General features: G+C 46.2%; 18 protein-coding genes. 7 read left to right on the top strand and 11 right to left on the bottom strand.

The window, feature by feature from the left end; genetic code table 11:
- Positions 1-139: 139 nt before the first annotated feature.
- From RT717_RS08095 to RT717_RS08080, 4 genes are all read right to left on the bottom strand, one after another.
- On the bottom strand, positions 140-1,573 hold the full coding sequence (locus RT717_RS08095; protein ID WP_317491230.1) for a RagB/SusD family nutrient uptake outer membrane protein: 1,434 nt from the start codon (positions 1,571-1,573) through the stop codon (positions 140-142).
- Between the two features lie 32 nt (positions 1,574-1,605).
- Positions 1,606-4,830: a SusC/RagA family TonB-linked outer membrane protein gene (locus tag RT717_RS08090; protein WP_317491229.1), complete on the bottom strand. Its 3,225-nt coding sequence runs from the start codon at positions 4,828-4,830 to the stop codon at positions 1,606-1,608.
- Between the two features lie 30 nt (positions 4,831-4,860).
- Complete coding sequence (locus RT717_RS08085; protein WP_152000293.1) at positions 4,861-6,291, bottom strand: L-fucose/L-arabinose isomerase family protein; 1,431 nt, start codon at positions 6,289-6,291, stop codon at positions 4,861-4,863.
- 70 nt (positions 6,292-6,361) lie between these two features.
- Complete coding sequence (locus tag RT717_RS08080; protein ID WP_317491228.1) at positions 6,362-7,588, bottom strand: MFS transporter; 1,227 nt, start codon at positions 7,586-7,588, stop codon at positions 6,362-6,364.
- A gap of 100 nt (positions 7,589-7,688) precedes the next feature.
- Here RT717_RS08080 and RT717_RS08075 point away from each other — a divergent pair, with 100 nt between their 5' ends.
- Positions 7,689-8,441, top strand: coding sequence for a GntR family transcriptional regulator (locus RT717_RS08075; RefSeq protein ID WP_152000291.1), 753 nt, complete (start codon positions 7,689-7,691; stop codon positions 8,439-8,441).
- Between the two features lie 181 nt (positions 8,442-8,622).
- On the opposite strand, the gene RT717_RS08070 is transcribed toward RT717_RS08075, so the two are convergent.
- Both RT717_RS08070 and RT717_RS08065 read right to left on the bottom strand, forming a co-directional pair.
- Positions 8,623-10,035 carry an MBL fold metallo-hydrolase gene (locus RT717_RS08070; RefSeq protein WP_317491227.1) on the bottom strand — a complete coding sequence of 471 codons (1,413 nt, stop codon included), beginning with the start codon at positions 10,033-10,035 and terminating at the stop codon, positions 8,623-8,625.
- 81 nt (positions 10,036-10,116) lie between these two features.
- Positions 10,117-10,767, bottom strand: a complete 651-nt coding sequence (locus RT717_RS08065) for a Crp/Fnr family transcriptional regulator (protein ID WP_317491226.1) — start codon at positions 10,765-10,767, stop codon at positions 10,117-10,119.
- A gap of 224 nt (positions 10,768-10,991) precedes the next feature.
- On the opposite strand from RT717_RS08065, the gene RT717_RS08060 reads away from it, so the two are divergent.
- The 3 genes from RT717_RS08060 (at position 10,992) to RT717_RS08050 (ending at position 13,510) form a co-directional block, all read left to right on the top strand.
- Positions 10,992-11,810: a LytTR family transcriptional regulator DNA-binding domain-containing protein gene (locus tag RT717_RS08060; protein WP_317491225.1), complete on the top strand. Its 819-nt coding sequence runs from the start codon at positions 10,992-10,994 to the stop codon at positions 11,808-11,810.
- Positions 11,811-11,954: 144 nt separating this feature from the next.
- The gene (locus RT717_RS08055) at positions 11,955-12,527 is read left to right on the top strand and encodes a hypothetical protein (RefSeq protein WP_317491224.1); all 573 of its coding nucleotides are present in this window, start codon (positions 11,955-11,957) and stop codon (positions 12,525-12,527) included.
- The gene (locus RT717_RS08050) at positions 12,524-13,510 is read left to right on the top strand and encodes an alpha/beta fold hydrolase (protein WP_317491223.1); all 987 of its coding nucleotides are present in this window, start codon (positions 12,524-12,526) and stop codon (positions 13,508-13,510) included. The genes RT717_RS08055 and RT717_RS08050 overlap by 4 nt, the downstream gene beginning before the upstream one ends.
- On the opposite strand, the gene RT717_RS08045 is transcribed toward RT717_RS08050, so the two are convergent.
- The 3 genes from RT717_RS08045 to RT717_RS08035 form a co-directional block, all read right to left on the bottom strand.
- Positions 13,507-14,460 (bottom strand): fatty acid desaturase, encoded by a 954-nt coding sequence (locus RT717_RS08045; RefSeq protein ID WP_317491222.1) that lies wholly within the window; start codon positions 14,458-14,460, stop codon positions 13,507-13,509. The two genes, RT717_RS08050 and RT717_RS08045, sit on opposite strands and share 4 nt — an antisense overlap.
- A 69-nt stretch (positions 14,461-14,529) precedes the next feature.
- Positions 14,530-15,252, bottom strand: a complete 723-nt coding sequence (locus RT717_RS08040; RefSeq protein WP_317491221.1) for a glycosyltransferase family protein — start codon at positions 15,250-15,252, stop codon at positions 14,530-14,532.
- On the bottom strand, positions 15,249-16,394 hold the full coding sequence (locus RT717_RS08035; protein ID WP_317491220.1) for a glycosyltransferase family 4 protein: 1,146 nt from the start codon (positions 16,392-16,394) through the stop codon (positions 15,249-15,251). The genes RT717_RS08040 and RT717_RS08035 overlap by 4 nt, the downstream gene beginning before the upstream one ends.
- Positions 16,395-16,411: 17 nt before the next feature.
- On the opposite strand from RT717_RS08035, the gene RT717_RS08030 reads away from it, so the two are divergent.
- Together RT717_RS08030 and RT717_RS08025 are read left to right on the top strand one after the other, a co-directional pair.
- On the top strand, positions 16,412-17,608 hold the full coding sequence (locus tag RT717_RS08030; RefSeq protein ID WP_317491219.1) for a glycosyltransferase family 4 protein: 1,197 nt from the start codon (positions 16,412-16,414) through the stop codon (positions 17,606-17,608).
- Entirely contained in the window at positions 17,605-18,456 is an 852-nt protein-coding gene (locus RT717_RS08025) for a sulfotransferase (RefSeq protein ID WP_317491218.1), read from the top strand. The genes RT717_RS08030 and RT717_RS08025 overlap by 4 nt, the downstream gene beginning before the upstream one ends.
- On the opposite strand, the gene RT717_RS08020 is transcribed toward RT717_RS08025, so the two are convergent.
- Complete coding sequence (locus tag RT717_RS08020; protein WP_317491217.1) at positions 18,453-19,331, bottom strand: hypothetical protein; 879 nt, start codon at positions 19,329-19,331, stop codon at positions 18,453-18,455. The genes RT717_RS08025 and RT717_RS08020 overlap by 4 nt on opposite strands.
- A 197-nt stretch (positions 19,332-19,528) precedes the next feature.
- Between RT717_RS08020 and RT717_RS08015 the strand changes: the two genes are divergently transcribed.
- Positions 19,529-21,286 carry a glycosyltransferase domain-containing protein gene (locus RT717_RS08015; protein WP_317491216.1) on the top strand — a complete coding sequence of 586 codons (1,758 nt, stop codon included), beginning with the start codon at positions 19,529-19,531 and terminating at the stop codon, positions 21,284-21,286.
- An 8-nt stretch (positions 21,287-21,294) separates the two neighbouring features.
- Here RT717_RS08015 and RT717_RS08010 read toward each other — a convergent pair whose 3' ends face one another.
- A complete protein-coding gene (locus RT717_RS08010; RefSeq protein ID WP_317491215.1) occupies positions 21,295-22,917 on the bottom strand; it encodes a cyclic peptide export ABC transporter in 1,623 nt (540 codons plus the stop codon).
- Positions 22,918-23,219: the final 302 nt, after the last annotated feature.

Raw genomic sequence — 23,219 nt, 5'->3', positions numbered from 1 at the left:
GACTGAAGCTAGCTCTCTTGAATTGCTTATCAGGGGTTGTAGGGTCGGACCAAAGCTATGATGAGACTTTTGCCTCGCAAAAAGGAAGCTAAGCTCATCATAGGTCTTTGGAACGACTTCACCCTACCTACCTACTTTGCTAATACCCATCATTTTGGGCAAGATTCACATCAATGTCCAATTCTCTTTGTGGAATTGGCATCAACATCTCATAATTTTCAACTGTAAAACTTTGTCCCTTTGCTGCAAAATGGGCATTCATTACTGTCTGTAACCTGCCTGTGCGCAAAAGATCAAACCATCTATGTCCTTCATTAAAGAACTCAACCCTTCTCTCTCTCTCCAGAGCCAGAGAAAAGTCGGCTTTCGAAAGGCCTGCCAAAGCATCAAGGTCGGCTCTTGCTCTCACCATATTGAGATACTCGTGAGCATCGTCAGTTCTTGAAAGCTCGTTAAGTGCCTCAGCATACATCAACAGTACATCGGCATAGCGCAGCGACGTGTAGTTTACACCTCCATCGCCAAGTATCCCGGTAGTAAAGTCGACGAACTTCAATCCTGCAAGGTAATCTCCATAAGTACCGTCCAGTAGTCTCACAGAGTCGGCGATAGACACCGGTCTTCTGGCATCTCCCGTCTCGTAAGCACTGACTACATCTGAAGTTGGGTTAATTCGGCCGTTGCCCTGCATATTGCCGGGAAACATGCCCAGGTTGAAAAGGGCTGGGAAAAACACAGATGAAAACCTGTTACCCTCACCCACATTGCCTGACATGTACTTCACCTCGAAAATAGACTCTCCAAGCTCGTCATTTCCTGGCGAGAACAGAGCGGCATAGTCGTCCTCAAGCGTATACCCCATGCCCATCACGTCTTCGAGCACGGAAGCGGCCAACTGATGTTCTCCTATGGTAAGGTAAACTTTGCCAAGGAGCGTTGAAGCAGCACCCTCAGAAGCCCTCGACTTGCTCAGCCCCGAAACGTCTTTCAGAAAACCTGCCGAAGCAGTTAAGTCAGATACAATCAAGTTATAGATCTCACTCGCCGGCTTTCTGCCCATGTCAAAATCCGCTATCTCTTTAGGGCTTTTGAACGAAACGGTGATCAAGGGAAGGTCTCCAAACAGCCTTACCAAATTGAAGTAATTGTAAGCTCTCAGAAAAAGAGCCTCACCTCTGTATTGAGATTTCAGTTCTTCACTGATGTCAACACCGTCCAGTTTTGACAGAATGGTGTTGGCTCTTGAAATAGCGGTGAAGCTATCGCTCCAAACATCTCCTACAAACGAATTGGCGAGTGTCATGTTCATCTCGTCGCACTCCGATTCAGCCGTCGTAGGGGAACTCCATTGTATTTCCGCATTGTCTGTAGTAAGCTCGGTGATGTACAACAACGACAAGTTGTGCAGGTCTTGAAGGCCAGAGTATGCGCCAGTTAAGGCTGTGTCGAAGTCCTTAGCTGTTTTATAAAATCCAGTCTCGCTCACAACGTATTCGGGTTCTAGTTCCAGAAAATCGTTGCAAGAACTCAGAGAGAGAATAAGTACAGTAAATATTGCTATTGTCTTTTTCATGATTCTTTTTTTAAAGGGTTGTTCTCCGGCATTTAGAATGTCACGTTTACACCAAGGGTATAAGTGCGAGCAAGCGGATACGTGAGATAGTCGACCCCTGAATTGACAACATTGTTACCGGCAGTACTTGATTCAGGATCATAGCCCGGGTAATCTGTGAAAGTGTACAGGTTGCTTACATTCAGGTAAAACGAAGCGTTCGACAGGGCCAGCTTTGAAATGGCTGCTTTTGGTAACCTGTAAGAAAGATTTACATTCTTGATCCTGAGGTATGAGGCGTCAAACAAGAAGTGAGACGATGTGCCAAAGCCGTTTGCATAGTTATTCCTGATGGCTCTGCCCTGATATCCGTCGCCAGGGTCGCTTTCAGACTTCCACCTCTTGTCGCCAAGGGCGAGCTGATTTTGAACGCCTGCGTTATTTAGGATGATAGTTCCCGCCTGGAAAAAGGTTTCAGCTCCCTGAGAACCGTTGAGAGTGATACCAAGCCCCCAGTTTCCATAAGTAAAGTTGTTGGTCAATCCCCATACAAAATCAGGCCATGGATCGCCGACAATCTTTCTGTCATTCGAGTTAATGGTGCCGTTGCCGTCCACGTCCTCGAAAATCAAATCACCAGCCTGAACATTGGGGTGAATAACGGGTGTGCCAGTCACTTCTTCGTTAGTTTTATACACACCGATGGCATTTTGCATAAAGAAGCTGGCAATCGGATAACCTTCCTGTGTAATCTGATACGATGAATTGGTAATCCGGCCACCTTCTGTCGCCAATCTCAATACGTTGTTTCTATTTTTACTGAACGTAACACCCGTTCTCCACTCAAATTTGCTTTGCTTGATGTTTACAGTTTGAATTGACAACTCTATACCCTTGTTCTCGATATCACCAATATTCTGTGTCGAGGAAGTAAACCCTGAAGCGGCTGGCAACTGAACTCCCAACAACAGATCTGTTTTAAGGTTTTTGTAAAACTCGGCGGTTACCGAAACACGGTCATCAAACATGCTCAGGTCGACGCCGAAGTTTGTTTGCTTCGATTTCTCCCAGGTAAGGTCGGTGTTTGACAGACTGCTTGGCACCAATCCTGCCACCAGGCTGTTGTTTTGAACATACCTTGAAGTGGAAAGAAGTCCGATGTGCGAGTAGTTTCCAATCTGGTTATTTCCGGAAAGTCCATAACTCATTCTCACCTTCAAGCTGCTGATGAAGTTAACCGATTGCATAAAGTCCTCTTCGGAAATCACGTAACCAACAGAAAGTGATGGAAACGTACCCCATTTGTTATTAGCGCCAAAGCGAGAACTACCGTCTCTACGAACAGTTCCTGTAAACAAGTATTTGCCGTCGTAAGAGTAATTCACCCTCGACAGAAGAGAAACCATTGACCACTCAGAAATGACATGAGTTCCGGCGTTGACAATGCCTCCCGAAACAAAGGTTACATTATCAGTCGGGAAATCAGAGGCACCAACAGACAACCTGTCCCAGCTTTCCTTCTGCTCCGTAAAACCTACCAACACGTCGAGGCTGTGTTTCTGGTTGAAAATATGCTTGTAATTCAATGTATTTTCGTTCAACCAGTTCATCGTTTCCGTTTTGGTTGCACCAGCATTGGAAGGATAGTTGAGCGAGGTGAAGTTTGGAATAAGTGATGACCTCCAGATTTTGGCATCGTTGGTACTGTACTGGATACCTGCTGTAGTTTTGAAAGTAAGACCGTCGGCTATTGTCACCTCAATAAAATTATTGCTGTATATATCCGTCACCTTTCTGTTGTCTGAAAAGCCTGCAAGAAGGTTCAATGGATTCTGAAGCCATCCCAATCCATCGGTTACGTCGGCCTGGCGGTTGTAAGGGTTGCCGTCAGTATCATAAACTGGTATCGTTGGTCCGGCAGCCAGTGCCTGAGATATCACGCCACCAGTTCCGTAGTGCCCTTCCGTGTTAGGGAAGTTGCCGAAGCCGTGAGAGCCTGAAAGCGAAGTTCCAACTTTGACTCTCTCCGTCAGATTGACGTCAACATTTGAGCGGAGGTTAAACCTCTTGTAATCTGAGGTTTCAACCACTCCCTTTTGATCGTAGTAGCCGCCAGAGATGAAATAGTTAACATTGTTTGACCCGCCGGTTGCTGATAACTGATAGTTGGCTACGGGGGCAGTTCTGTAAATCACATCCTGCCAATCGGTATTAGTCGTGATGGATGATGGATTTCTAAACTCAGGCCGTACAAAATGAGCGCCAGCCCTTACTTCGTTTGGGTCAGTCGCCTGACCGCCAACGTAAACTCTTGCATTGTCCCGGCCATCAGCAACAAATTCAGCGTACTGTGCAGAATTCATCATATCCAGCTTGTTGGCTACCTGCTGCAGGCCGTAAGACATATCGAAGCTGATGGTAGGCTTGCCTACTGCTCCTCTTTTTGTGGTAATAATCACAACACCATTAGCACCTCTGGAGCCATAAATAGCAGTTGCAGAAGCATCCTTCAGCACTTCTATCGATTCAATATCCGCCGGATTTATTGACGCAAGCGGGTTGATCCTGCTTTGCGTGTTATTAGCTATACCAGCTGACGAATAAGTACCGCCACCGTAAGAAGAGAAATCAGAGCTTCCACCAGTAGATATCGGGTAACCATCAACAACATAAAGCGGCTGATTTCCTCCCGTAATAGAGCTTACACCACGTATCAATACGTTGACGTTTCCTCCGGGAGCTCCCGACGTTTGCGAAATTTGTACACCGGACACTCTTCCCTGGATCATCTGATCAAAGCTGGACGTGGATGGTAGCATCATATCCTTGCCATCTACCCGAGCAATAGAGCCGGTAATATCCTGTTTCTTTTGCGTTCCGTAACCTGTCACCACAACTTCTCCAAGTACCTTGAAGTCGTCTTCCATGGTCACGTCAATCACTCTCCGTGAGCCTACCGAAACCTCCTGAGATTGGTATCCAATAAACGAGAAAAGTAATACAGCATTTGAATCATCAACATTCACTGTGTATTTACCCTCTGCGTCGGAGATAGTACCTGAGCTGGTACCTTTTACAAGAATGCTCACTCCCGGAATGGCCATCCCATCGGAGCCAACAACAACTCCCGACACTTTGCCAGCGCCGGAAGCACCATTTTGATTTTGAGCAAGCGTTGGAAATCCTGCGAGAAGTGCCAGTGCGAAAACAAACATGCAAAGGTACCTTTCACAAACCCCTTTCTTAATCAAAACCAGATTCTCTAAGTAGTTTTTCATAGTCATAAGTATGTGTTTATTTAACTTTTATTATTTATCGCTGGCGATAACTTGCGATTCAATGTTTAAGTAATTTGCTATCTTCTGTAGCGTTGATGCGTGGTGACCAACACCCAGCGCAAAGTGATGCGTTGGGCCTTCCTTGATCCATCTCGTTAAAAACGTTTTCACATCAGGTTCAAAGAATCCCCGGGTGTTTGTATTGCCTGTTGGAGGGATCGGGCCGGACACTGACTGACCCTCTGCTATGATGAATTTGAATTTTCCATCATAGGTCGAGTTGATCGACAGCATGGTAATGGGCCCCTCTTTGATTTTGAACTCCACCCCCGCACCGTGACCCGGCTTGCCGTGGTACTTCTTCAGGCTCCTCAAAACGGGCTTCCCGTCGGCAATAGAAATGTTGTGTGGCCCGTCGTGACCTACCAGCACAAACCCTTCTTTAAAATCGACCGGATGAAACTCTGCGAAGCTCCCGCCAATCGACAGCCGATCGAAAATCAGAAGGGCAATGAGTGTTTTTAAATCCGACTCGCCACACATGGGAATGTGCTTAGCAGTTAGTAAAGAATTTCCAACGATCAGATTAGAAAAGACCTTCCTAAGCTCACTATCATCTGGCCCGTCATAATAGTAAGCCAGACCGTCAAGCTTATTTGACACCACAAATTTTTCCAGTGCCACACAAACCTTTGCGGCAATCCTTAGGTCTTCAGGCTTGAGCTTCATTGAAATAGGATCCGAAACAGGATCTGGTGTGTCGAAGAAATCAAGGATTTGCTTTTCGCAAGCAACAATCTCTTTTTCAGTTACCTCATCGTAGCTTTTCATTAGTTGGTTGGCCTCACATTGCACGATGTGACTACCAAAAAAAGACGTCAGCATGGTCGCATCAGAATGCATGTCCAGCATGGCGTTGATAGGATGACCGATGTGTCCCAAATGGGCCCTTTTCAGGTCGTGCAACACCTTCGCAATCCGACAATACTCCTCAATCTCAGCATCCACTTCAGGGTCGTCGAATAAAGTACCAATAATCATGTCGGGTACCTTCTTCCCCATCCTAACCGCCACACCTGCAAACTCCGGTAATGAACAAATGTCGTCGTTCACCAACTGCATATAGGTGGATGCTTTTGAATAGTCGAGCGCTTTCAATGGCTGTAGTGCCACAAGCACAATTGGAATATTAATGGTCTTGATAATTATCCCGAAAGTCCCCGAAGTGGCATAGGTCAGCATATCACAGAAGATCAGATCCAAATTTGCCTGGCCTATCTTATCAACCATACAATAGGCTTTTTCCGGGTTATCAACCAAGCCTAAATCCACCACCTCGACTTCCGTAGACTTTATTTTGTCAATAAATACTTCTTGCTTTCTCATCAATTCATCAAGCAGTCCGTCAAACTGAGACCAGTATTTATCATAGCCTACTCCGAAAACCCCTATTCTTGTCATAATAATGTCTTAAAATTCTTAACGCTTAATAACTTTAACTTAACGCACTATTTAAAAATTGAAAAAAAAATTATGCGGCAGTAAAAGCCGCTGACTTTTTCTTTGCTGTGAAAATCATATAACCTATAAATACAACGGGATACATAAGCCCGCAATAAATCCATACTGAGTCGTAAGAGTATGTAGAAATAATAAGTCCGATCACAGGATTAAGTACCAGTGAGGACAAAGCGCCGGCACTCCCTGACAGCCCCACAACTGTGGATGAAGCCGTTTTACCAAACACATCCCCAATCGAAGTAATGTAATTGGTGATCCATAATCCATGGGCAAAGAAAGCCAGCCCAACCAACACCAAGATAACTACATAGGAATTCAAAAGCCCTATGGCTGCTACTGGCAGCGTCATAAGGGCGGCAAAGCCCATGACGACCTGGCGTGAAAATGCTTCTTTTGCCGTCTTTTGAAAGATGAAGTCCGATACCCATCCGCCAGTCACATTCGCAACGCCCAACGCTAAAAAAGGAATCCACAGCAACTGGCCGATCTTGTCTACAGCAAGGCCGTGACTTTCGTTCAGGTACTTGGGAATCCAAAACATGTAGAAATAGAGAATGGGGTCAAGCACAAAGCGCATAGCCATGAAAATCAATGCCTCCCTGGATTTGAGCACTTTAATGAAGCTGAAGCTTCTATTTTCAGCTACCTCACTTTTTGACGGGGCCTCTGCCAGTTCATTCTTTTTTGTAATGATAAGCCAGGCTACTAACCAAACAAACCCGAAAGCGCCAGTCATTATGAATATGTAGCGCCAGTCCCAAAACCCTAAAAAGTATGCACACAGTGGTGGAGCAATAACAGCACCAAGCGCAGATCCACCGATGGCAATGCCGTTCGCAAGGGAATGTTTTGTTTTAGGCACCCATTCAATAACCGCCCTAACCGCACCAGGGAAACATCCTCCCTCTCCTATGCCCAGCAAAAACCGGAAGGTAGCAAATTGGAATACACTGCCAGCAAAACTGTGCAGTACGGTGGCAAAAGACCAAAACCCGACCGAAACGGCCAGACCCAGTCGGCTACCGTATTTATCTATAAGTACACCGCCGAGGGTAAACATAATGGCATAGCTTGCCAGAAAACCCGAGTTGATGAATCCGTACTCGACATCGGATATAAATAAATCTTCCTTTATTTTAATAATGACAATGGACAGCACCTGCCTGTCAAGGAAGCTTAAAGACGTAGCTATTAGTAGCAGGAATACGACCCACCAATACTTTGTTGTAGTTTTCATAGGGTGCCTTAACGCACTAAGTTAAAGAACCTAATGTAGTAAGTAAATTTTAATATGACAAAAAAAAATTTCAAATTAGCTGTCCGCCAAACTTAGCGTAATGAAAAGGCCAGTCCCCAAGTACATTTTAATCAGCAAAGAAATCATTCAAAAAATAGAGTCAGGCGAGCTTTTACCTGGCGATAAGGTGCCTTCAGAGAATGAATTAATCAAAGAGCACAACGTGAGCAATACTACGGCCCGCAAGAGTTTGCACGAAGTAGAATTACAGGGATGGGCTACCAGAATAAAAGGAAGAGGTACTTATGTGTTAAATAAAACAGAAGACAGGCACGTAACCAGAGTGCTTGGTTCGTTCGATGCCATGAAGAACAGCTTCGACGGCAACCTGATCAAAGAGGGGTTCAAGCCAAAAGATATTATTCTTGAAAAGACAATCCTTGAGAGTGGCCTGTCATCTAAAATCGATAACAGACATATGAAGATCGACGGCCCGGTGTTGAAGGTCCACCGCCTGAGATATGCCGATGATACGCTAATGAAAGATGAGACCAGATACATTTCCCTGGTTGCCTGTCCAAAAATTCACCTTATTGAGCTTAAAGACCCGCTGATTGCCATTTACGAAGATCAGTATAAACTTAAACTGGGCAATGCTCACAGAACAATGGGGGCAGTCATTCTGTCTCCCGGTGATCCACAGAATTACTTCGAGAACACAGTGCCGCTGGCAGCCTTTATGCTTGATGGAGCTATCTTCTCCGAAGACGGAAAAATTGTTGAGATTGAAAGGTCGCTATACAGGGGTGATAGATATAAATTCTCTATCAACACGAAGCACGAGCTAGACTAGGTATCCTTGAAGAGCTAAAAAAAGCAACGAGGGCGTCTCAAAAGCCTAATTAAGAAGAAAATGTCACATTGAGCCTGTCGAAATGCTTGAGAACGTTTAACAACAAGGTTTCGACGAGCTCAACCTGACACCTGATCTGGGCTTTTGAGAGAGCCTCATAACTTTGCTTTTAACACCTCTCCTACTTCTGTAACGTGGTAGGGCAAACGTAGTCTGTTCTCGGCACACTGGTTTGTTCTATTGCCTTCCAACCTCCCTCAATATTGATGACATTGTCCCAACCTCTGGCCTTCAAAATCGAGCTTGCAATCATTGAGCGATACCCGCCAGCACAGTAAAGGTACAATGGCTTTTCTTTGTCAAAGTCGGCCATATGGTCATTGATGAAATCCAGCGCCAGGTTTTTAGCATCTTCCACGTGCTCAGCGGCAAATTCACTCGGCTTGCGCACATCGATCACTTCCAACTTCTCTTTACTGTACTTAGTTGAAAAATCAGCGGCCGACACATTATCAATGATATCAATTTCCTTTCCGGCTTGCTGCCATGTAGCAAAACCGCCTTCCAGATAACCGATCGTATTGTCGTATCCTACTCTTGCCAGCCTCGTTACTACCTCTTCTTCCCGGCCAGGTTCCGCAACAATCAATATCGGCTGCTTAATATCCAGGATCAATGCACCTACCCAGGGAGCAAAGCTACCGTCGATACCTATATTGATAGAGTTAGGAATGAATCCTTTTGAGAAAACATTTGGGTCACGGGTGTCAAGCACCAACGCCTCCGTTTCGTTGGCTGCTGCTTCGAAGCCTTCAGCAGAAAGCTTTTGAAGTCCACGACTCAGTACTTTGTCCACACTTTCGTATCCCATCTTATTCATCATCACGTTTTCCGGAAAGTACACCGGTGGAGGCGCCAATCCGTCTGTTACTTCTTTGATGAACTCATCCCTTGTCATATTGGCTCTCAGGGCATAGTTGGTTTCTTTTTGATGGCCAAGCGTATCGGTGGTTTCCTTGCTCATGTTTTTTCCGCAAGCTGAGCCTGCTCCATGTCCGGGGTACACGATGACGTCATCGGGCAATGTCATAATCTTACTTCGCAGCGAGTCAAAAAGATGCCCCGCCAGGTCTTCCACGCTCAGGTGCGACTTGGCAGCCAAATCAGGCCTTCCCACATCGCCAATGAACAGCGTGTCGCCGGAGAAGACAGCATTTTCTTTACCCTCTTCATCAATCAGTAAATATGTGGTGCTCTCCATGGTGTGGCCGGGCGTGTGAAGCACCTTAAGTGTTACCTTACCAATTTTCAACTCTTCGCCGTCTTTGGCAATATGCGCCTCAAAGTTAGGCTTGGCATTCGGTCCAAAAACAATGGGCGCCCCTGTTATTCTAGAGAGATCCAGGTGACCAGAAACAAAGTCAGCGTGAAAATGGGTTTCCAGCACATACTTAATTTTGGCTCCTCTTCTTTTGGCCTTCTCCACATAAGGTGCTACTTCTCTCAATGGGTCTATAACAACCGCTTCGCCTTCACTTTCTATGTAGTAGGCACCCTGCGCCAAACATCCTGTGTATATCTGTTCTACTATCATTGTTGTTTATTTTTCAATTTCCTTCATCAAAGGTATACCAGCGGAAGACCGACTTCAGTGACAATAATCACTCTGGCAAAACTAGTCAAAAATTTTGTCGAGGTTAATGATTTCAATATGGTTTCGGCTCAATACAATGGCGCCCGACTGCTCCAGTTTTTTCAACAACCTCGACACCACCTCTCTGGCAGTGCTCAGGTCATTGGCAATCTCCTGATGTGAGATGGCCAGCAATTTTCCTGACACTTTCATCTGACGTTTCAAATAAAAAACAAGGCGTTCATCCATTGATTTGAATGCCACGCTGTCGAGAGTAATGAGCAGCTCTTCAAATCGCTTTCTGTACGTTGCTACCACAAACTCGTGCCATGTTCTGTACCTGGTTTGCCATGTTTCGGTCAAAACAAAAGGAACCGTAATAATAGTGACATCGGAAACAGCCTTGGCTGATATGGCACTCTTTTCACTTCGGGCGGCACATAAGAGTGAAAGCGCACAAGCTGACCCCGGCTCAAGATAGTACATGAGAAACTCCTTACCGTCATCATCTTCTCTCGACACCTTCACCAGGCCGTCTACCACCAGCATTGCCGACTTTATATACTGGCCTGAGCTAACGAGTAATTCTCCTTCTTTAACATTTTTCACATGCCCTTCACTCAATATGGCTTCTTTTAGGCCTGATTCCATTTCAGGAAACAGCGTGGTAAGTTTTTCTGTAGTTATATCCATCAACACTATTATTTTTCTAAAGCAATGCTCCCGGTCTTTTTTCTTTATACTAAAAGCGACGGCACTTACTGCACAACACAACCATCGTAATCAGGTGAATCGTTCCCAATGAGCGCAAACAATACACTTGCATTCTTCAATGGAAGATAGTCTATAAAGCACCGCAGGTCTGGCCTGACTAACATTTTTCTAAAGTTGCGATTTTTGTTCGATTTTTGCTTGCTATGACACCACTCTACATACTCCCGCTTCGCCACGACGTTTGGAATATTTTAGGTGTAAGTCTTTTTGTCTCTCAACTGTTCATTTCTATTGGAGCAGAAAAGGATTGGTTCGAGCTTTTTCAGGACAGCTCATTTGCGCCGGACACCCTTTTTGTGTTTACGCTTACGTCCACATTGTGGCTCTATGTCAGAATGGTTACAGTACTCCTTCAGCAAAAATTTGATTGGTTCGAAAAGCCCCTTCGACGTATTCTCACTCAGGTCTTTTTTGGCATTGCGCTTCCATCTGTCGCCTGCATTTTCATTGTGGCGATCTATTTCTATGCACAATACCAGGTACCTCTCTCTGCCACCTCTTTCCCCGCTTACGAGTTCCCCTTCACAATAATTGTCATCACCCAATTCAACCTCTACTATCTTATTTACTACTTCTACCGCAAAACAAAAACGCAGGCGGCAGGCAACACTTCTTTTGAATCGAAAAAGTCTATTGTAGGAATGATTGGAAGAAAAAATGTCCCGATTGACCTGCAGGATATTGCCAATGTGTTCATCAAAAACTCCGTTGTTTACATCACCACCTTCAACAACACCCGGCTATCGGTCAACTACACGCTGGATGAGATATCCGTGTTCCTGAGCGAGACTGATTATTTCAGGGCCAACCGGCAGCTCATCCTTCATCGCAAGTCGTGCAGGTCGTTCGTAAATGAAGCCAACGGAAAACTGCTCATAGAGCTTGATCCTGCGGCCGATGCATCTTTGGCAGTCAGCCAACTCAAGGCCGCAGAGTTTAAAAAGTGGATTGGTGCCAATTGACCCAGGTGCCTGACAGTTCATTATCTCACGCCATTATTTCCATACATCAGCCCCAAATCCCCCTGCTTCACTGAAAATTCTACTTATCCCCTGTACCCTTACAGCAGATTCGCCGTATTGATCTGAGTCAAAAACTCAACTACAATGCATAAAATCATTTTTTTGCCTGTAGCCCTCTTATTTTTTTCTTCCGCTCGGGCTCAGGAAGTAAAGCTCTCGTATTTCGGCGAAACATTTACTCATTATGGTGTAAAGGGGGCCTATTCCCTTCCGCTGTATTCCTGGGAGAAAACGAACAGAAGGGAGAAAACCAGAAATAGTGCTTTGGTTTTCTCACCCGGGCTGGCCATATATCGCCATACCGGCAACCACATTGGCGTGATAGTGATGCCGGAGGTTTCTTACAAAACAGTCAACCAGAAAGGCAGCTTGTTTGAAACAGGCATTAGTCCGGGGCTTTTCAGGTCGTTTTACGAAGGCCAAACTTTTGAAGTGTCGGAAGAAGGCACACTGGAAAGAAAGCACCTTGCGGGAAGGACAGCCTTTATACCGTCACTCTTTGTTGGCTTTGGAAAAGATCTCTCTGTACAGAAGCAGACCAAGCTCGCCTGGTTCTGTCGCTTCCACATACTCAAACAAGTCCCCTACAACAAATCCTCCCTTACTCGCATTGCCTTTGAAGCGGGCATCAGCAAACCCCTCACTGTTAGAAAATGAAAAAGATACTCATACTTATGATTTGCTCGGCGCTTTTTGCCTGTAGCGACGATACGACTGACGTTAAAGACACCTTCTATCTCCGCAACGAGGGAGCCGACATGCCCATTTGGGTACGGGGCAACCTCGATGCTGACAAGATTGTCATTTTTTTCCACGGTGGCCCTGGTGATTGTGCCATGTGCTACCGCTATTACCTGAAGGGGATGGAAAGCGAAATAGCTGTGGCCTACTGGGATCAGCGCATTGCAGGCTCCTCCGCCGGCAATGCCGATCCTGCGTCGCTCACCTATGAGCAGTTTGGCGAAGATGCATTCTTCGCAGTGAGTTTGCTCCGGCAACAGTATCCCGGTAAGAAAATCTACATCATGGCGCACAGCTTCGGCGTGGAGCTGGCCTGGCAGTTTTTGACCACGGGCGAGAATCAGAAAATGGTGGATGGGCTGTTAGTCGTGAACGGTACTTTTAGCAACCTGCACTGGATGGAAATTATGAGAGAATGGGTGGTTAGAGAAGCTGCTGCCCAGGAAGACAATAAAACATTAGAATTCGCTGAAACCCACCCCGTCAACGCCACAACTGTGAACGATGTTTGGGTGGACTACTACCGCAAAATGCTTGAGTTGAACGGAAACCCTTTGTCTCTTTACGAAAACAAGAAGTTTGTGTTGAACTACGTGCTGTTTTCACCCAACACAGCGATGTCACAGTTTGCCCATGGAAAGGCTTATAAAGACTACAGCGAAAAGGTGCTTTTCACTTTCGATAAGACAGACGAGCTTTCAAAAATCACTTTGCCAGTTAAGTTTCTTTGGGGCAAAAAAGACGGCGTGGTGCCTATTGAAGTGGGCTACGAGACAGAAGCGCTGCTTACAGGAACTACGGTCGACTGGACCGTGTTCGACGACTCCTGGCATGAGCCATTCGTTTCAGAGAAGGACAAATTCATTGAAGCGGCCCTTAGTTTCGTGAAAAGCAACTAGCTATTGCGCTTCACCCTTGCGTAAAGCGTCATCGATTCTTCAGACACAAAACGCCAAAGCACCTTTGACCATGAGGTGTGCGAATAGAGGTGGTCGTAATGGTTGGGGGCAAGTTTCTTCAACTTTGGCAGCCGACTACCGGGAATGTTAGGGAAGTCGTGGTGCTCGTTATGAAAGCCTACATTGAAAGTAATCTTGTTCAGGAAACCGTAGTACGAATAGGTTTCCTGACCTTCCTTGAAAACATAGTGCTCTGCAATAAAATGGCCGGCTATGGGGTGAAGCCCGCCGGCTACAAACAACGAGGCAATGAGATAAACAAAACCGGCAATACCTGCCAGTTGGTAAAACACCACCACGAACACCAGTTGAGCAATCAGGTTAATGACTTGCCACTTATCAGGTTTAATCGGATGTACCATAAGAGGCCTGACAGCATAAAAAAGAATTTGATTCACCAGCCAGATCAGCTTACCGAAAAAGCCCTTAAACAGAAGCGCCTCCCCTTCCGTCGGTAGATCGGTGTCAACTCCTTCCTTGCCCTGGTGCCAGTGGTGCTTGGCATGATACACCTTGAAGGCCATGCTGAAGGGAAACACAATAGGAAAGTTGACGATGATGGCCAAAACATTGTTGAGCGCCGGGTTTTTAAACGCCAGGTCATGGGTGATTTCGTGAATAGCCAAAAAAAGCACCTGACTAAGTGTGGCACCGACAACAACAACCAACAAGGCAAACAGGTATGGATTTTCGGGTAGAAAAAACACGGGAATGGCCAACTGCAACAACAGCACGAAGATGGCTTTATATTTCAAGAGAGGATCGATCCCAAAAAGTTTCTTCACTTCGGGCACCTCGTTCATGATTTGCTTCCTTCGCTGAAAGTGTGGCTCTCTGGTTTCCTCCCAGTAAAATGATTGAGTGTTTTTCAAACCGGCAATCTTCTCCAATGAAACTTCGATTAACGTTTCCTAAAGCTAAGCAATGAATTTTTCAACTGCGCCTAAAAGTACTATTAGTTACCCAACCAGCTTAACCAACCCTTCGGTTGCTCCTTTCAGTAGTTCTAAAGTGGTTTGAAAGTCGCCCATTTCGGGACTATGTTGCTCGTAAAGCCTCTTCATATACTTTTCTCTTACCCCCTCGTTGGTTTGGGTCACGTGCCACAAAAACCCTCCACGCTGTCGCAGGTAATCGTAAACAGGGTAATACTTCCTGGCAAATGACCTGGGAATAATAAACTGAAGGGGTTTGAATCTGGGCATCACGAAATTCCAGTACACCAGCTGATTTCTCGGGTGGGTATCTGCCAGGTGCTTGCCTTCGTGGCGGGCTGCATGCAGCCAATAGTCAATAATGCCTCTCCCCTCGGGACTGTTTTTAACAATGATCATCCCTGCGTTAGGCCTTTTACCTCCCAGCAAAGGCGTGTCGCCAGGCATCAGTATGTGGGTTGTTTCATTCCCCATCTTCACAAAATCTTCCAGGGGCAGGGCGGTAGTTGTGAGGACAACATCCGCATCTAACAGCACCACGTAATCGACGTCTTTTTCGGCCAGGCCGTTTTGCAACAGTGCAATTTTTGTCCAGTTGATATGCATATCGTCAACCAACCGGCTGCGTTGCACCAAGTGCTGATAACCATGTTTTTTTGCATAGCCCCGCACAGAGGCAATACTATAACCAGCGTAAGAATCGATGTTTGGCGTAGCTAGCTGAAGTATCTTAAAGGTCAGACTCATGAGGTGATTGTCGCTAAATCTTTGTAGTAATCGAACAACCGCTGACACAACACGTCCCAGTTTTGCTGGCTGGCATAGTAAATCGCCTTTTCCCGGATTCTTGCATGCAGTTCATCATCCGCCAGCAATGCTTTTATCCGGTCATACATTTCTTTGGTGTTGCCTGGTTCGGCCAAAAAACCGGTAATGCCATCTTCAATAATATCTGCCGGGCCACCAGCCCTGGCCGCCACCACCGGAAGCCCGGAAGCCATCGCCTCAAGAATCACGTTACCAAACGTTTCCGTAACCGACGGAAACACGAACACATCGGCCGATGCAAATACCCTGGAAAGCGCTTCACCGGTGAGTTTTCCGGTAAACACCGCTTTTGGCATCTTACTTTGAAGTCTTTCCATATCAGGGCCATCGCCAGTGATAATCAGCTTGTGGCCTTTGCCAAGCAACTTATAGAGCTCAATCAGGCTGTCAGTGGATTTGTAACTAACCAGTCGGCTGACAAAAAGAATTTTCTTTTCGCTGATGACGCCGTATGGGGAGAAAAAAGCATCGTCTCTGAAAGCAGGCGAAAACAAGTGCTGGTTTACCCCCCTGCCCCAAACTCTTATATTGGCAGCGTTTACTCTCAATACTTTCAGGTAGTCACTCATGCTTTCGGTGGGCGCCAACACCAGTGAGCAATCTTTGTATAACGAAAGCAGCCGCCGGGCTATCGGAGGTGAAATCTTATCGATACCAGGTACAAACCTTAAGAAGTATTCTACATAGGAAGTAAAGTGCGTGTGATATATAGTTGCCACAGGAATCTTGCGTTTTTTTGCATAGTTAACAGCATACCAGCCCAGTGCCGATGGGGTACTCCAATGCACAATATCAGGGGCGAAATCGTCGAGTTTAGCTTCCAGTCCCTTCATTCGCTTGGGTAGCGCCAATTTATATTGCTTATAAAGCGGTAGGTCTATCGATGGGCACTTGTACACAGGAAAGGGAAACTCCGGGTCTTCCGGCGGCAGAGGAGTGATAAAGATGGCGTCAAATAGGTCCCTCGGCAGGCGATAGGCAATTTGGTTGGTGGTGTTAGACACTCCATCAAAATCCTTTTTGAGTACATCAATAAAAAATACAATCTTAACTTTGCTCATATTTCCACAAACCTCACATGCTGGCAGGCCGAAGCGATTCCGAAGTTCTTGTTGTTACGCACAAATATCCTCCATCCATTGGCGGCATGCAAAAGCAAAGCTATGAGTTGATCAAAAACCTGCAATCATGTACAATAGTCCACAAAATTATCTTTAGTGGAAAATACCCTAAAGCACTATTTTTCATCTCGGTTGTTCCGTGGTGCTTATTCAAGGTTTGGAGCAACCCCCGCATAGCCGTCATTCATGCCAACGACGGCCTCATGGCACTGTTTTTAACCCCCCTGCTTTGGCTCACCCGAAAAAAAATGGCTGCCACAGTCCATGGCCTCGATGTCATCTTCAAGTCGACCTTATACCAGTTTTGGCTGCGAAAATACCTATCAAAATTTGCCTGGGTCATTGCCGTGAGTGACGAGACGAGGCTTGAATGCATCAAGGCAGGCATCCCCTCAGCCAGGGCGCACTATATCCCCAATGGATTTGAGCCGCTGCCAAGCCCACAAAAAAATGAAGCCATCTACTCACAGTTCAAAGAAAGATGTGAAACGGATCTCAGCGGCAAATCTTTGATCGTATCTATTGGCCGGCCTATTAAACGGAAGGGCTTTGTTTGGTTCATAAAAAATGTGCTGACGCAAACCCAAACACCAGTCTTTTATGTAATTGCTGGGCCCAGAGAAAAGAACATTAAGCTCATATTGTGGTTTTCAAAACTACTTCCGGCATCTGTCTTTAGGAAACTCGCTCACCTTTTTGGCTTTGGCCTGGAAGCCCTTGAACTCGACCAGCTTATGATAGAGCCGACCTATAGAGACAAAGTGTTATTTACAGGAAAATTACCCCAAGCTGAACTTGATCAGCTGCTTTTGCATGCCGATTTGTTTGTGATGCCCAACTTGCATGTTGACGGTGACTACGAGGGGTTTGGGCTCGTAGCTCTGGAAGCGGCCATCAGTGGGCTGGTTTGCCTGGCAGCAAGAGTAGACGGCATTCCATCGGCAGTAAAAGACAACTTCAATGGCTTGCTGCTGCCGTCCGGCGATGGAGAAGCATGGAGCAAGACAGTTGACAAACTGCTGGCCGACAAAGAAGCGCTCAAAAGCCTTGGTCAGTTGTTCAAAAGTAATACCGAGAAGGAAATGTTCACATGGGACAGCATGGCACAAGCCTATTTCGAGCTTTTCCACAAACCGGCACCTGACAGTCTATGAAAGTATTCTTCATCGGCTCCTCAAAAATGGGCACCACCAGCATCACCAATGCCTTGAAGGAAAAAGGTCTTCGGGTTACCCATACGCCTCACTTCGGGGTGTACTCTCACCTAACCGAGCCAAACGAAGCCTTTTTTTCGAAGTTTGACTACTTTCTCGATGGCAGCCTACACAATTTCCATCACCTCACCACCTGGTTTCCCGATGCAAAAATAGTTCTGCTGGATCGGGAGCCATCCCGCTGGATTCTCAGCATGTTTAACTGGTTCAGTCATATCGACGAGCGGCACATGTCGGATGACAAAGCGATCGTTCGTCTTTCGAGATTGATCATGGGCAAAACAGTCTACCGCCAAATATTGATTGACTGGCTCATTTACAGAAAAAGAGTACTACACTTTTTCAAGGATGACCCCAGGTTTATTCATATCAGCATCGAGGACGGGCCTAACGAATGGAAACGGCTAATGCGACACCTCGACATCCAGCTAGAAATCAAGTGGGACAACAAGCAAGACAAGAAATCAAATCCCGAGTGGGTGTCGAAAATTGTAACGGAAGCAGAAAACAAGGCAAAGCATGCAAGCGTCGTATATCCGGAGGTGTCTCAACAATCCATACGGGATCGCTTGTTTCTATACGCAATGGAGGTGTTGAGAAAGGACTTTATCAGGGAGAGGCACCTTGTGAAAAACATAAAAGCAGCTGGGAAGATTAATGGATGGAGCCACCTAAAAACCTACCGAACAAGCCTCACGCATATCTTTAAATTTGCCCGGGTGGTTGGCTGCCTTGGGCTAAGGATTGTTGTCAACCGATCAAACCGGCTGAGCCCGTACATTTACTAAACAGCGGGCCAGTTTTTTTCGAAAAGCATGTAAAGCTGATCGTTGTAATCGCTACTCCGATTGGTGTTATTGTACAAGCTAGCTGCCCTCATCATCCGTAAAGAATGAAGCCGAATAAACTGAAATGGGCCTGGCAGCACATACACAGGCACATGGCTGGCTGCCAAAAGCCCGCTGATCAGGATGTCGTCGGCAAAATTGGCTGCCTCATATTTCTCGAAGTAATCGGCCGTGGGTTTAAGCATCCCCTTTGTAATCATGTAGCTGGAGGCCCCCTGCATGCAATGCACCTGCCGGGAGCTCTCAGTCACTTCAATCCTATTGTCGGCGCCCAGAATTCTAACTTTCCCTGCACTCACACACTTCCTGTCGGTGTGCCGCCCGGTAGTTGGCACTGGCCAGCCCAGCAATGTGAAAGCCGCTCCGGGAAACTGCCTTCTGCAATGCAGATAGTGTTCCACCAGTTGCTTCGGATACACCTGATCATCGTCCAGCACGATGATGTTGCTGCCTTTGGCGATATGATCAGCGTTGCAGGTATAAAACCATTTGGTGGCGGGCCCGAGGTCTTTTTCTACCCAACTTATTTCCACCAAGGGGTTGCCCGATAAAAAGGCTGGAATTCTATAAGCCTGCCCTTTCTTGCTTTTTTTGGCGATGCAAAGGAATATCTTGTCAGGCATCAAGGTCTGGTCCATTACGGACGCTATGGCAGGGCCGATTTTAGCGATGCGCTCAGGTGTGGTAGAAAGAGAAATATAAATTGGCTGTTCTTCACTTCGCTTCGCCGAAACGGTCGACCTTATGCGCAAGCTGGAGCTCCAAAGAGTGTTCACTCTTAAATACCTCAAAACCTCACTCAGAGTAGCCATCATCTTACGAAAACGCTGTTTTGCTTGAAATTTGCTTTAGTATAAGACGTTGGGCGAACAAAGGATGGAGAATAAGTATCATCTGGCTTCCGACAATGTCCAGAAACGACACTCATTGCAGGGTGACTGATTTGATCAGTATCTATGGACGATAAATGTCTCAAAGTTCATTTACTTTGCTCGCAAAACAGTTCATAAAGATGAGTTTAAAAGTTGTGACTTTTGCAAACACGGTTGACGAAAGGGTAAACACCCTGAAGAATTCGTGTGCAAAGCTCACCCTGCCCCTGGAAATTCTGGGAATTGGTGAGGAATGGAGTACTAATGCTATTAAACTAAGTCTTCTCAATAACTTCTTTCTTTCAACAGACGCTGACGACGATGATCACGTGCTTGTTGTCGACGCTTTTGATGTTGATCTGATCGGTGGTGAGTCTGATATTTTGGAGCTGTTTTCCCAGCTCAATACTGATGTTTTATTTTCAGCCGAAGCCAATTTCTATTTCAGAGATCGTATCCTCAAATACTTCTACTGGAAATTTTACCCCCGTGGCGCCACTTACTACGACTATCTGAATTCCGGCTCCTTCATGGGCAAATTGAAGCACCTTCGTCAAATGCTGAGCGACATACAGGCTTTGTACGGAATCGACTTTGCCGACGAGCAAGCTTTGACACAAATACGGTCAGACCAGTCGCTATTTAGCCGATTCTATGCAGACTGTAGCTCTCAGCTATTTAACCCAGCCTACACTATCGCCATTGACGGTCAACAACAGCTCTTTGCCTGCACAGGTGGGCGAGCCACCGCTGTTAGCTGGCCCCTCCTGTCAAAGAGGCACAGCTTCCTCTTCTTCCAATACGAGCGGAAGCTGCTCAAGACATTTGGTCTGGCATCGCAGCAAACCATCTTCCGGGACCTGGTTTGGAAAAAGGATCAATTACACAACACCGCCACAGGTACCCATCCACTGGTGGTTCACATCCCGGCATCGAGAGAACACTTTCGCAGGCGACTGCAACAATTAAAGGGCAAATACACATTCAATACCACGAGCCTTCTTAAGCCGCTGGCTGCTGTTGTTTCATTTGCGGCCTACCTGCAATCGCTGGTGACCCTGTTGCAGATCAACCGGTACAACAAAGGCAGGTCGACGCAGCCGCAGATTTTCAGATACAGCAAGAATTATGGCCCCGGCTACCACGAAAGTGCGTCACGTTTGAGAGATCTCCTGGAAAAGAAAGTGCCTTTCTGTTTTTCTCATCTCAATGATGGAGAAATCACTTTTATCAGAAAGTACCTTAACAAAGACAATGAAGCGAAATGGTACGGCAGAAAACAGCAGATATACTCTACAGTGCTGGCTGAGCGACTGATGACAGCCCTGAAAGTCAAAAGGCACAATTACTTTGTGGGAGTTCCATGCGGCACCTGCTATCCTGAGCTGAAAACACTGGCTCTGGAGCTCAGACAAGCCGACGAATTCACTGTGCCGGCGATGACCATCCACCATAACCTCTCGCTGCTTCCAGCTATCCTGGGAGCATTGAGAGGCAGGAAGCTGTTCTTTGTCCTTAACGAGTTTCAGGACCTGGCAGTACTCAAAAAGCTGGGACTGGAAGTGGACGAGCCCCGCATCATGAGGGTTCCCTTCAGGAACTCCTACGAGCTTTACGAAGAACTTGCTGAACAAAGGTTTGAAGACGGCACAGTAGTGATGATGATGTGTGGGATGCTGGCTAAAATCGTCAGCCCCGTTTGGTTCGAAAATAATCCGACCTGCACATTTTTGGCCTTTGGGTCCAGTATGGACGATTTGATCCAAACGGACAACATCAAATACAAACTTTATCCATCGGAATTTCCCTACACCAGAAACATATTCCCCTACCGGTCGTTTCTCTTTGGGCTGAAAAAACCATGCCCTGAATGCTTCGATCTCAGAGATGTGAGTTAGCCAAACGCCTATTTGCCGGAGTGCTGTCTGACCACATGACCATCTTCAAGCTTGATAATTCTATCGGCCATATGGAAATAGGACTCATCGTGGGTAATCACAATAACAGTCTTTCCTTCTTTCTTCAAATCCGGGATAATTGAACCGTAAAATTTCAGTTTAAAAAGCGGATCCTGGTTAGCCGCCCACTCATCGAACAGGTAAATTCCTTTGTCTTCCAGTAGCGACCTCAACAGTGACAATCTGCCCTGCTGCCCCGATGACACCCGTATGGTAGACAGCGATTTATCCTTGATATTTACAATCTCTTCAATATTGAGCATCTTGATAAGTCGCTCCCCATGCGTTTGCAGATATGCATCGTCAATGTACTGCAGCCCTCTGAACACATGAGAGTCGGGGAACAGCGCTGCGAATTGGTTGCGATAGTCTTCATTTTTGCGTTCGTCTATTTCCTGCCCCTGAAATAAAATCTTCCCAGAGCTTGGTCGATAAAGTCCCACAATCAGCTTACCCAGTGTTGTTTTACCGCTACCGTTCCCCCCACTGAGATAAACTATTTCCCCACGGTTGATCGTCAGATTAAACGGCCCGATATGAAACCCATTTGCTTCCCTTTCCGAACCATATTCAAACCCCACATCTTCAAGAACAATCAATGGCTCCGGTTGAGACCCGATCGGGCTCACCGGCTGCTGCTTTGCCTCACTGTCTGGCTGATACTCAATTCCCAGCTTGCCGATCGCATTGAGGGCAACCTCCACCTTTTTTATGTTATTAAGAAAAGTCGTCGTAATAATCAGTGCCGGCAAAACGAACATAACCACCGTCAAAAACTCTAACAGCAAGCCGCTGTCCACCACCACAATGTCGTTGTACTTAATCAGCAGCACCGAAAGCGAAACAATGACGATAAGCTCTCCAATCTTGGTCACGAATATGTGCAGCGTCCCAAGAATCGTCAAACTGTCGCTGTGTTTGCGGCTCGTGGGACCCATAATATCCTGCACGTAAATAGACTTGTGCTTTTTATTGAGCGACAGTTCCTTGAGCCCTCTCACCAGGCCATTGATATGCTCGAAAATGTCATTCTTCAGCTCTCTGATCATCCTCTCCTGCTTATGTACCCTTGGAAAAACAATCATCGAAACCAGAAACACCAGGGCGTAAATGCTCATCACATAGGCCGTAAGCTGCCATGAGAGCCAGAACATATAAGCCACACAGGCCACCACTTTTGAAATTGAAACAAAAAAATCAGGCACCGTTTTTATGAACGCACCAATGGTATTGATGTCGTTATTCAGCACAGGCATTATTTGAAGAGAGTTCTGCTCCACATGAAAAAAATCGGCCTTCAGGATTTTCTTTGATATGGAAAGACGGAGGTCAGATACCTGGCCCTCATACACTTTGGTGAGGTAATGTCCGGCGAACACAGACATGGCAGTGGATGCGATGATGCAGATATTGAGCTTATAAAACACCAGCATCAACCCGGAATCGCTGGTAATGATTTCGTGAAGAAACTTGATCGACAAAGCATACAACCCTCCGGCCACAATGCTCATCAGCATGGCAAAAAACAGCTTTTTCCAGCTTGTCAGAAGTAAAGAGTAGATTAGTTTCACTAAGTGGCTTTTCGTTCTACACGCCGCTTGTCGCTCAGCAGCAAGGCAGCAAAGTAGGCAAGAAAATTTCCTTTTCTCAAAAAAACCGGCAGCCAGAAACTCACCAGGTTCTTCATCCAATTAGAAATCAGGCATACAAACGATGCCCCAGAAAAGGCACAAATTTCGCCGCAGCGGTACAAAAACGACAAAAAAAGGGTCACTTATTCCAACTCAAAGGCTGTACTTTGCATCTTGTATTCATTTTTGAAAAATGGCAACAATAGCTGAGAAACCGGAGAATTCATTTGCTCTGTCAAAAG

It is taken from the genome of Imperialibacter roseus (assembly GCF_032999765.1).
Taxonomy (GTDB): Bacteria; Bacteroidota; Bacteroidia; order Cytophagales; family Cyclobacteriaceae; genus Imperialibacter; species Imperialibacter roseus.
The sequence above is the reverse complement of the archived record's forward strand: the minus strand, read 5'-3'. Positions and strand labels throughout refer to the sequence as shown.

What these genes read in the sequence shown, in the direction of transcription:
- RT717_RS08035 (WP_317491220.1), bottom strand. Translation starts at nt 16,394, where the DNA reads ATGAGCAAAGTTAAGATTGTATTTTTTATTGATGTACTCAAAAAGGAT.
- RT717_RS08070 (WP_317491227.1), bottom strand. Translation starts at nt 10,035, where the DNA reads ATGATAGTAGAACAGATATACACAGGATGTTTGGCGCAGGGTGCCTAC.
- RT717_RS08075 (WP_152000291.1), top strand. Translation starts at nt 7,689, where the DNA reads ATGAAAAGGCCAGTCCCCAAGTACATTTTAATCAGCAAAGAAATCATT.
- RT717_RS08030 (WP_317491219.1), top strand. Translation starts at nt 16,412, where the DNA reads ATGCTGGCAGGCCGAAGCGATTCCGAAGTTCTTGTTGTTACGCACAAA.
- RT717_RS08085 (WP_152000293.1), bottom strand. Translation starts at nt 6,291, where the DNA reads ATGACAAGAATAGGGGTTTTCGGAGTAGGCTATGATAAATACTGGTCT.
- RT717_RS08080 (WP_317491228.1), bottom strand. Translation starts at nt 7,588, where the DNA reads ATGAAAACTACAACAAAGTATTGGTGGGTCGTATTCCTGCTACTAATA.
- RT717_RS08020 (WP_317491217.1), bottom strand. Translation starts at nt 19,331, where the DNA reads ATGATGGCTACTCTGAGTGAGGTTTTGAGGTATTTAAGAGTGAACACT.
- RT717_RS08090 (WP_317491229.1), bottom strand. Translation starts at nt 4,830, where the DNA reads ATGAAAAACTACTTAGAGAATCTGGTTTTGATTAAGAAAGGGGTTTGT.
- RT717_RS08055 (WP_317491224.1), top strand. Translation starts at nt 11,955, where the DNA reads ATGCATAAAATCATTTTTTTGCCTGTAGCCCTCTTATTTTTTTCTTCC.
- RT717_RS08095 (WP_317491230.1), bottom strand. Translation starts at nt 1,573, where the DNA reads ATGAAAAAGACAATAGCAATATTTACTGTACTTATTCTCTCTCTGAGT.
- RT717_RS08025 (WP_317491218.1), top strand. Translation starts at nt 17,605, where the DNA reads ATGAAAGTATTCTTCATCGGCTCCTCAAAAATGGGCACCACCAGCATC.
- RT717_RS08065 (WP_317491226.1), bottom strand. Translation starts at nt 10,767, where the DNA reads ATGGATATAACTACAGAAAAACTTACCACGCTGTTTCCTGAAATGGAA.
- RT717_RS08050 (WP_317491223.1), top strand. Translation starts at nt 12,524, where the DNA reads ATGAAAAAGATACTCATACTTATGATTTGCTCGGCGCTTTTTGCCTGT.
- RT717_RS08015 (WP_317491216.1), top strand. Translation starts at nt 19,529, where the DNA reads ATGAGTTTAAAAGTTGTGACTTTTGCAAACACGGTTGACGAAAGGGTA.
- RT717_RS08060 (WP_317491225.1), top strand. Translation starts at nt 10,992, where the DNA reads ATGACACCACTCTACATACTCCCGCTTCGCCACGACGTTTGGAATATT.
- RT717_RS08040 (WP_317491221.1), bottom strand. Translation starts at nt 15,252, where the DNA reads ATGAGTCTGACCTTTAAGATACTTCAGCTAGCTACGCCAAACATCGAT.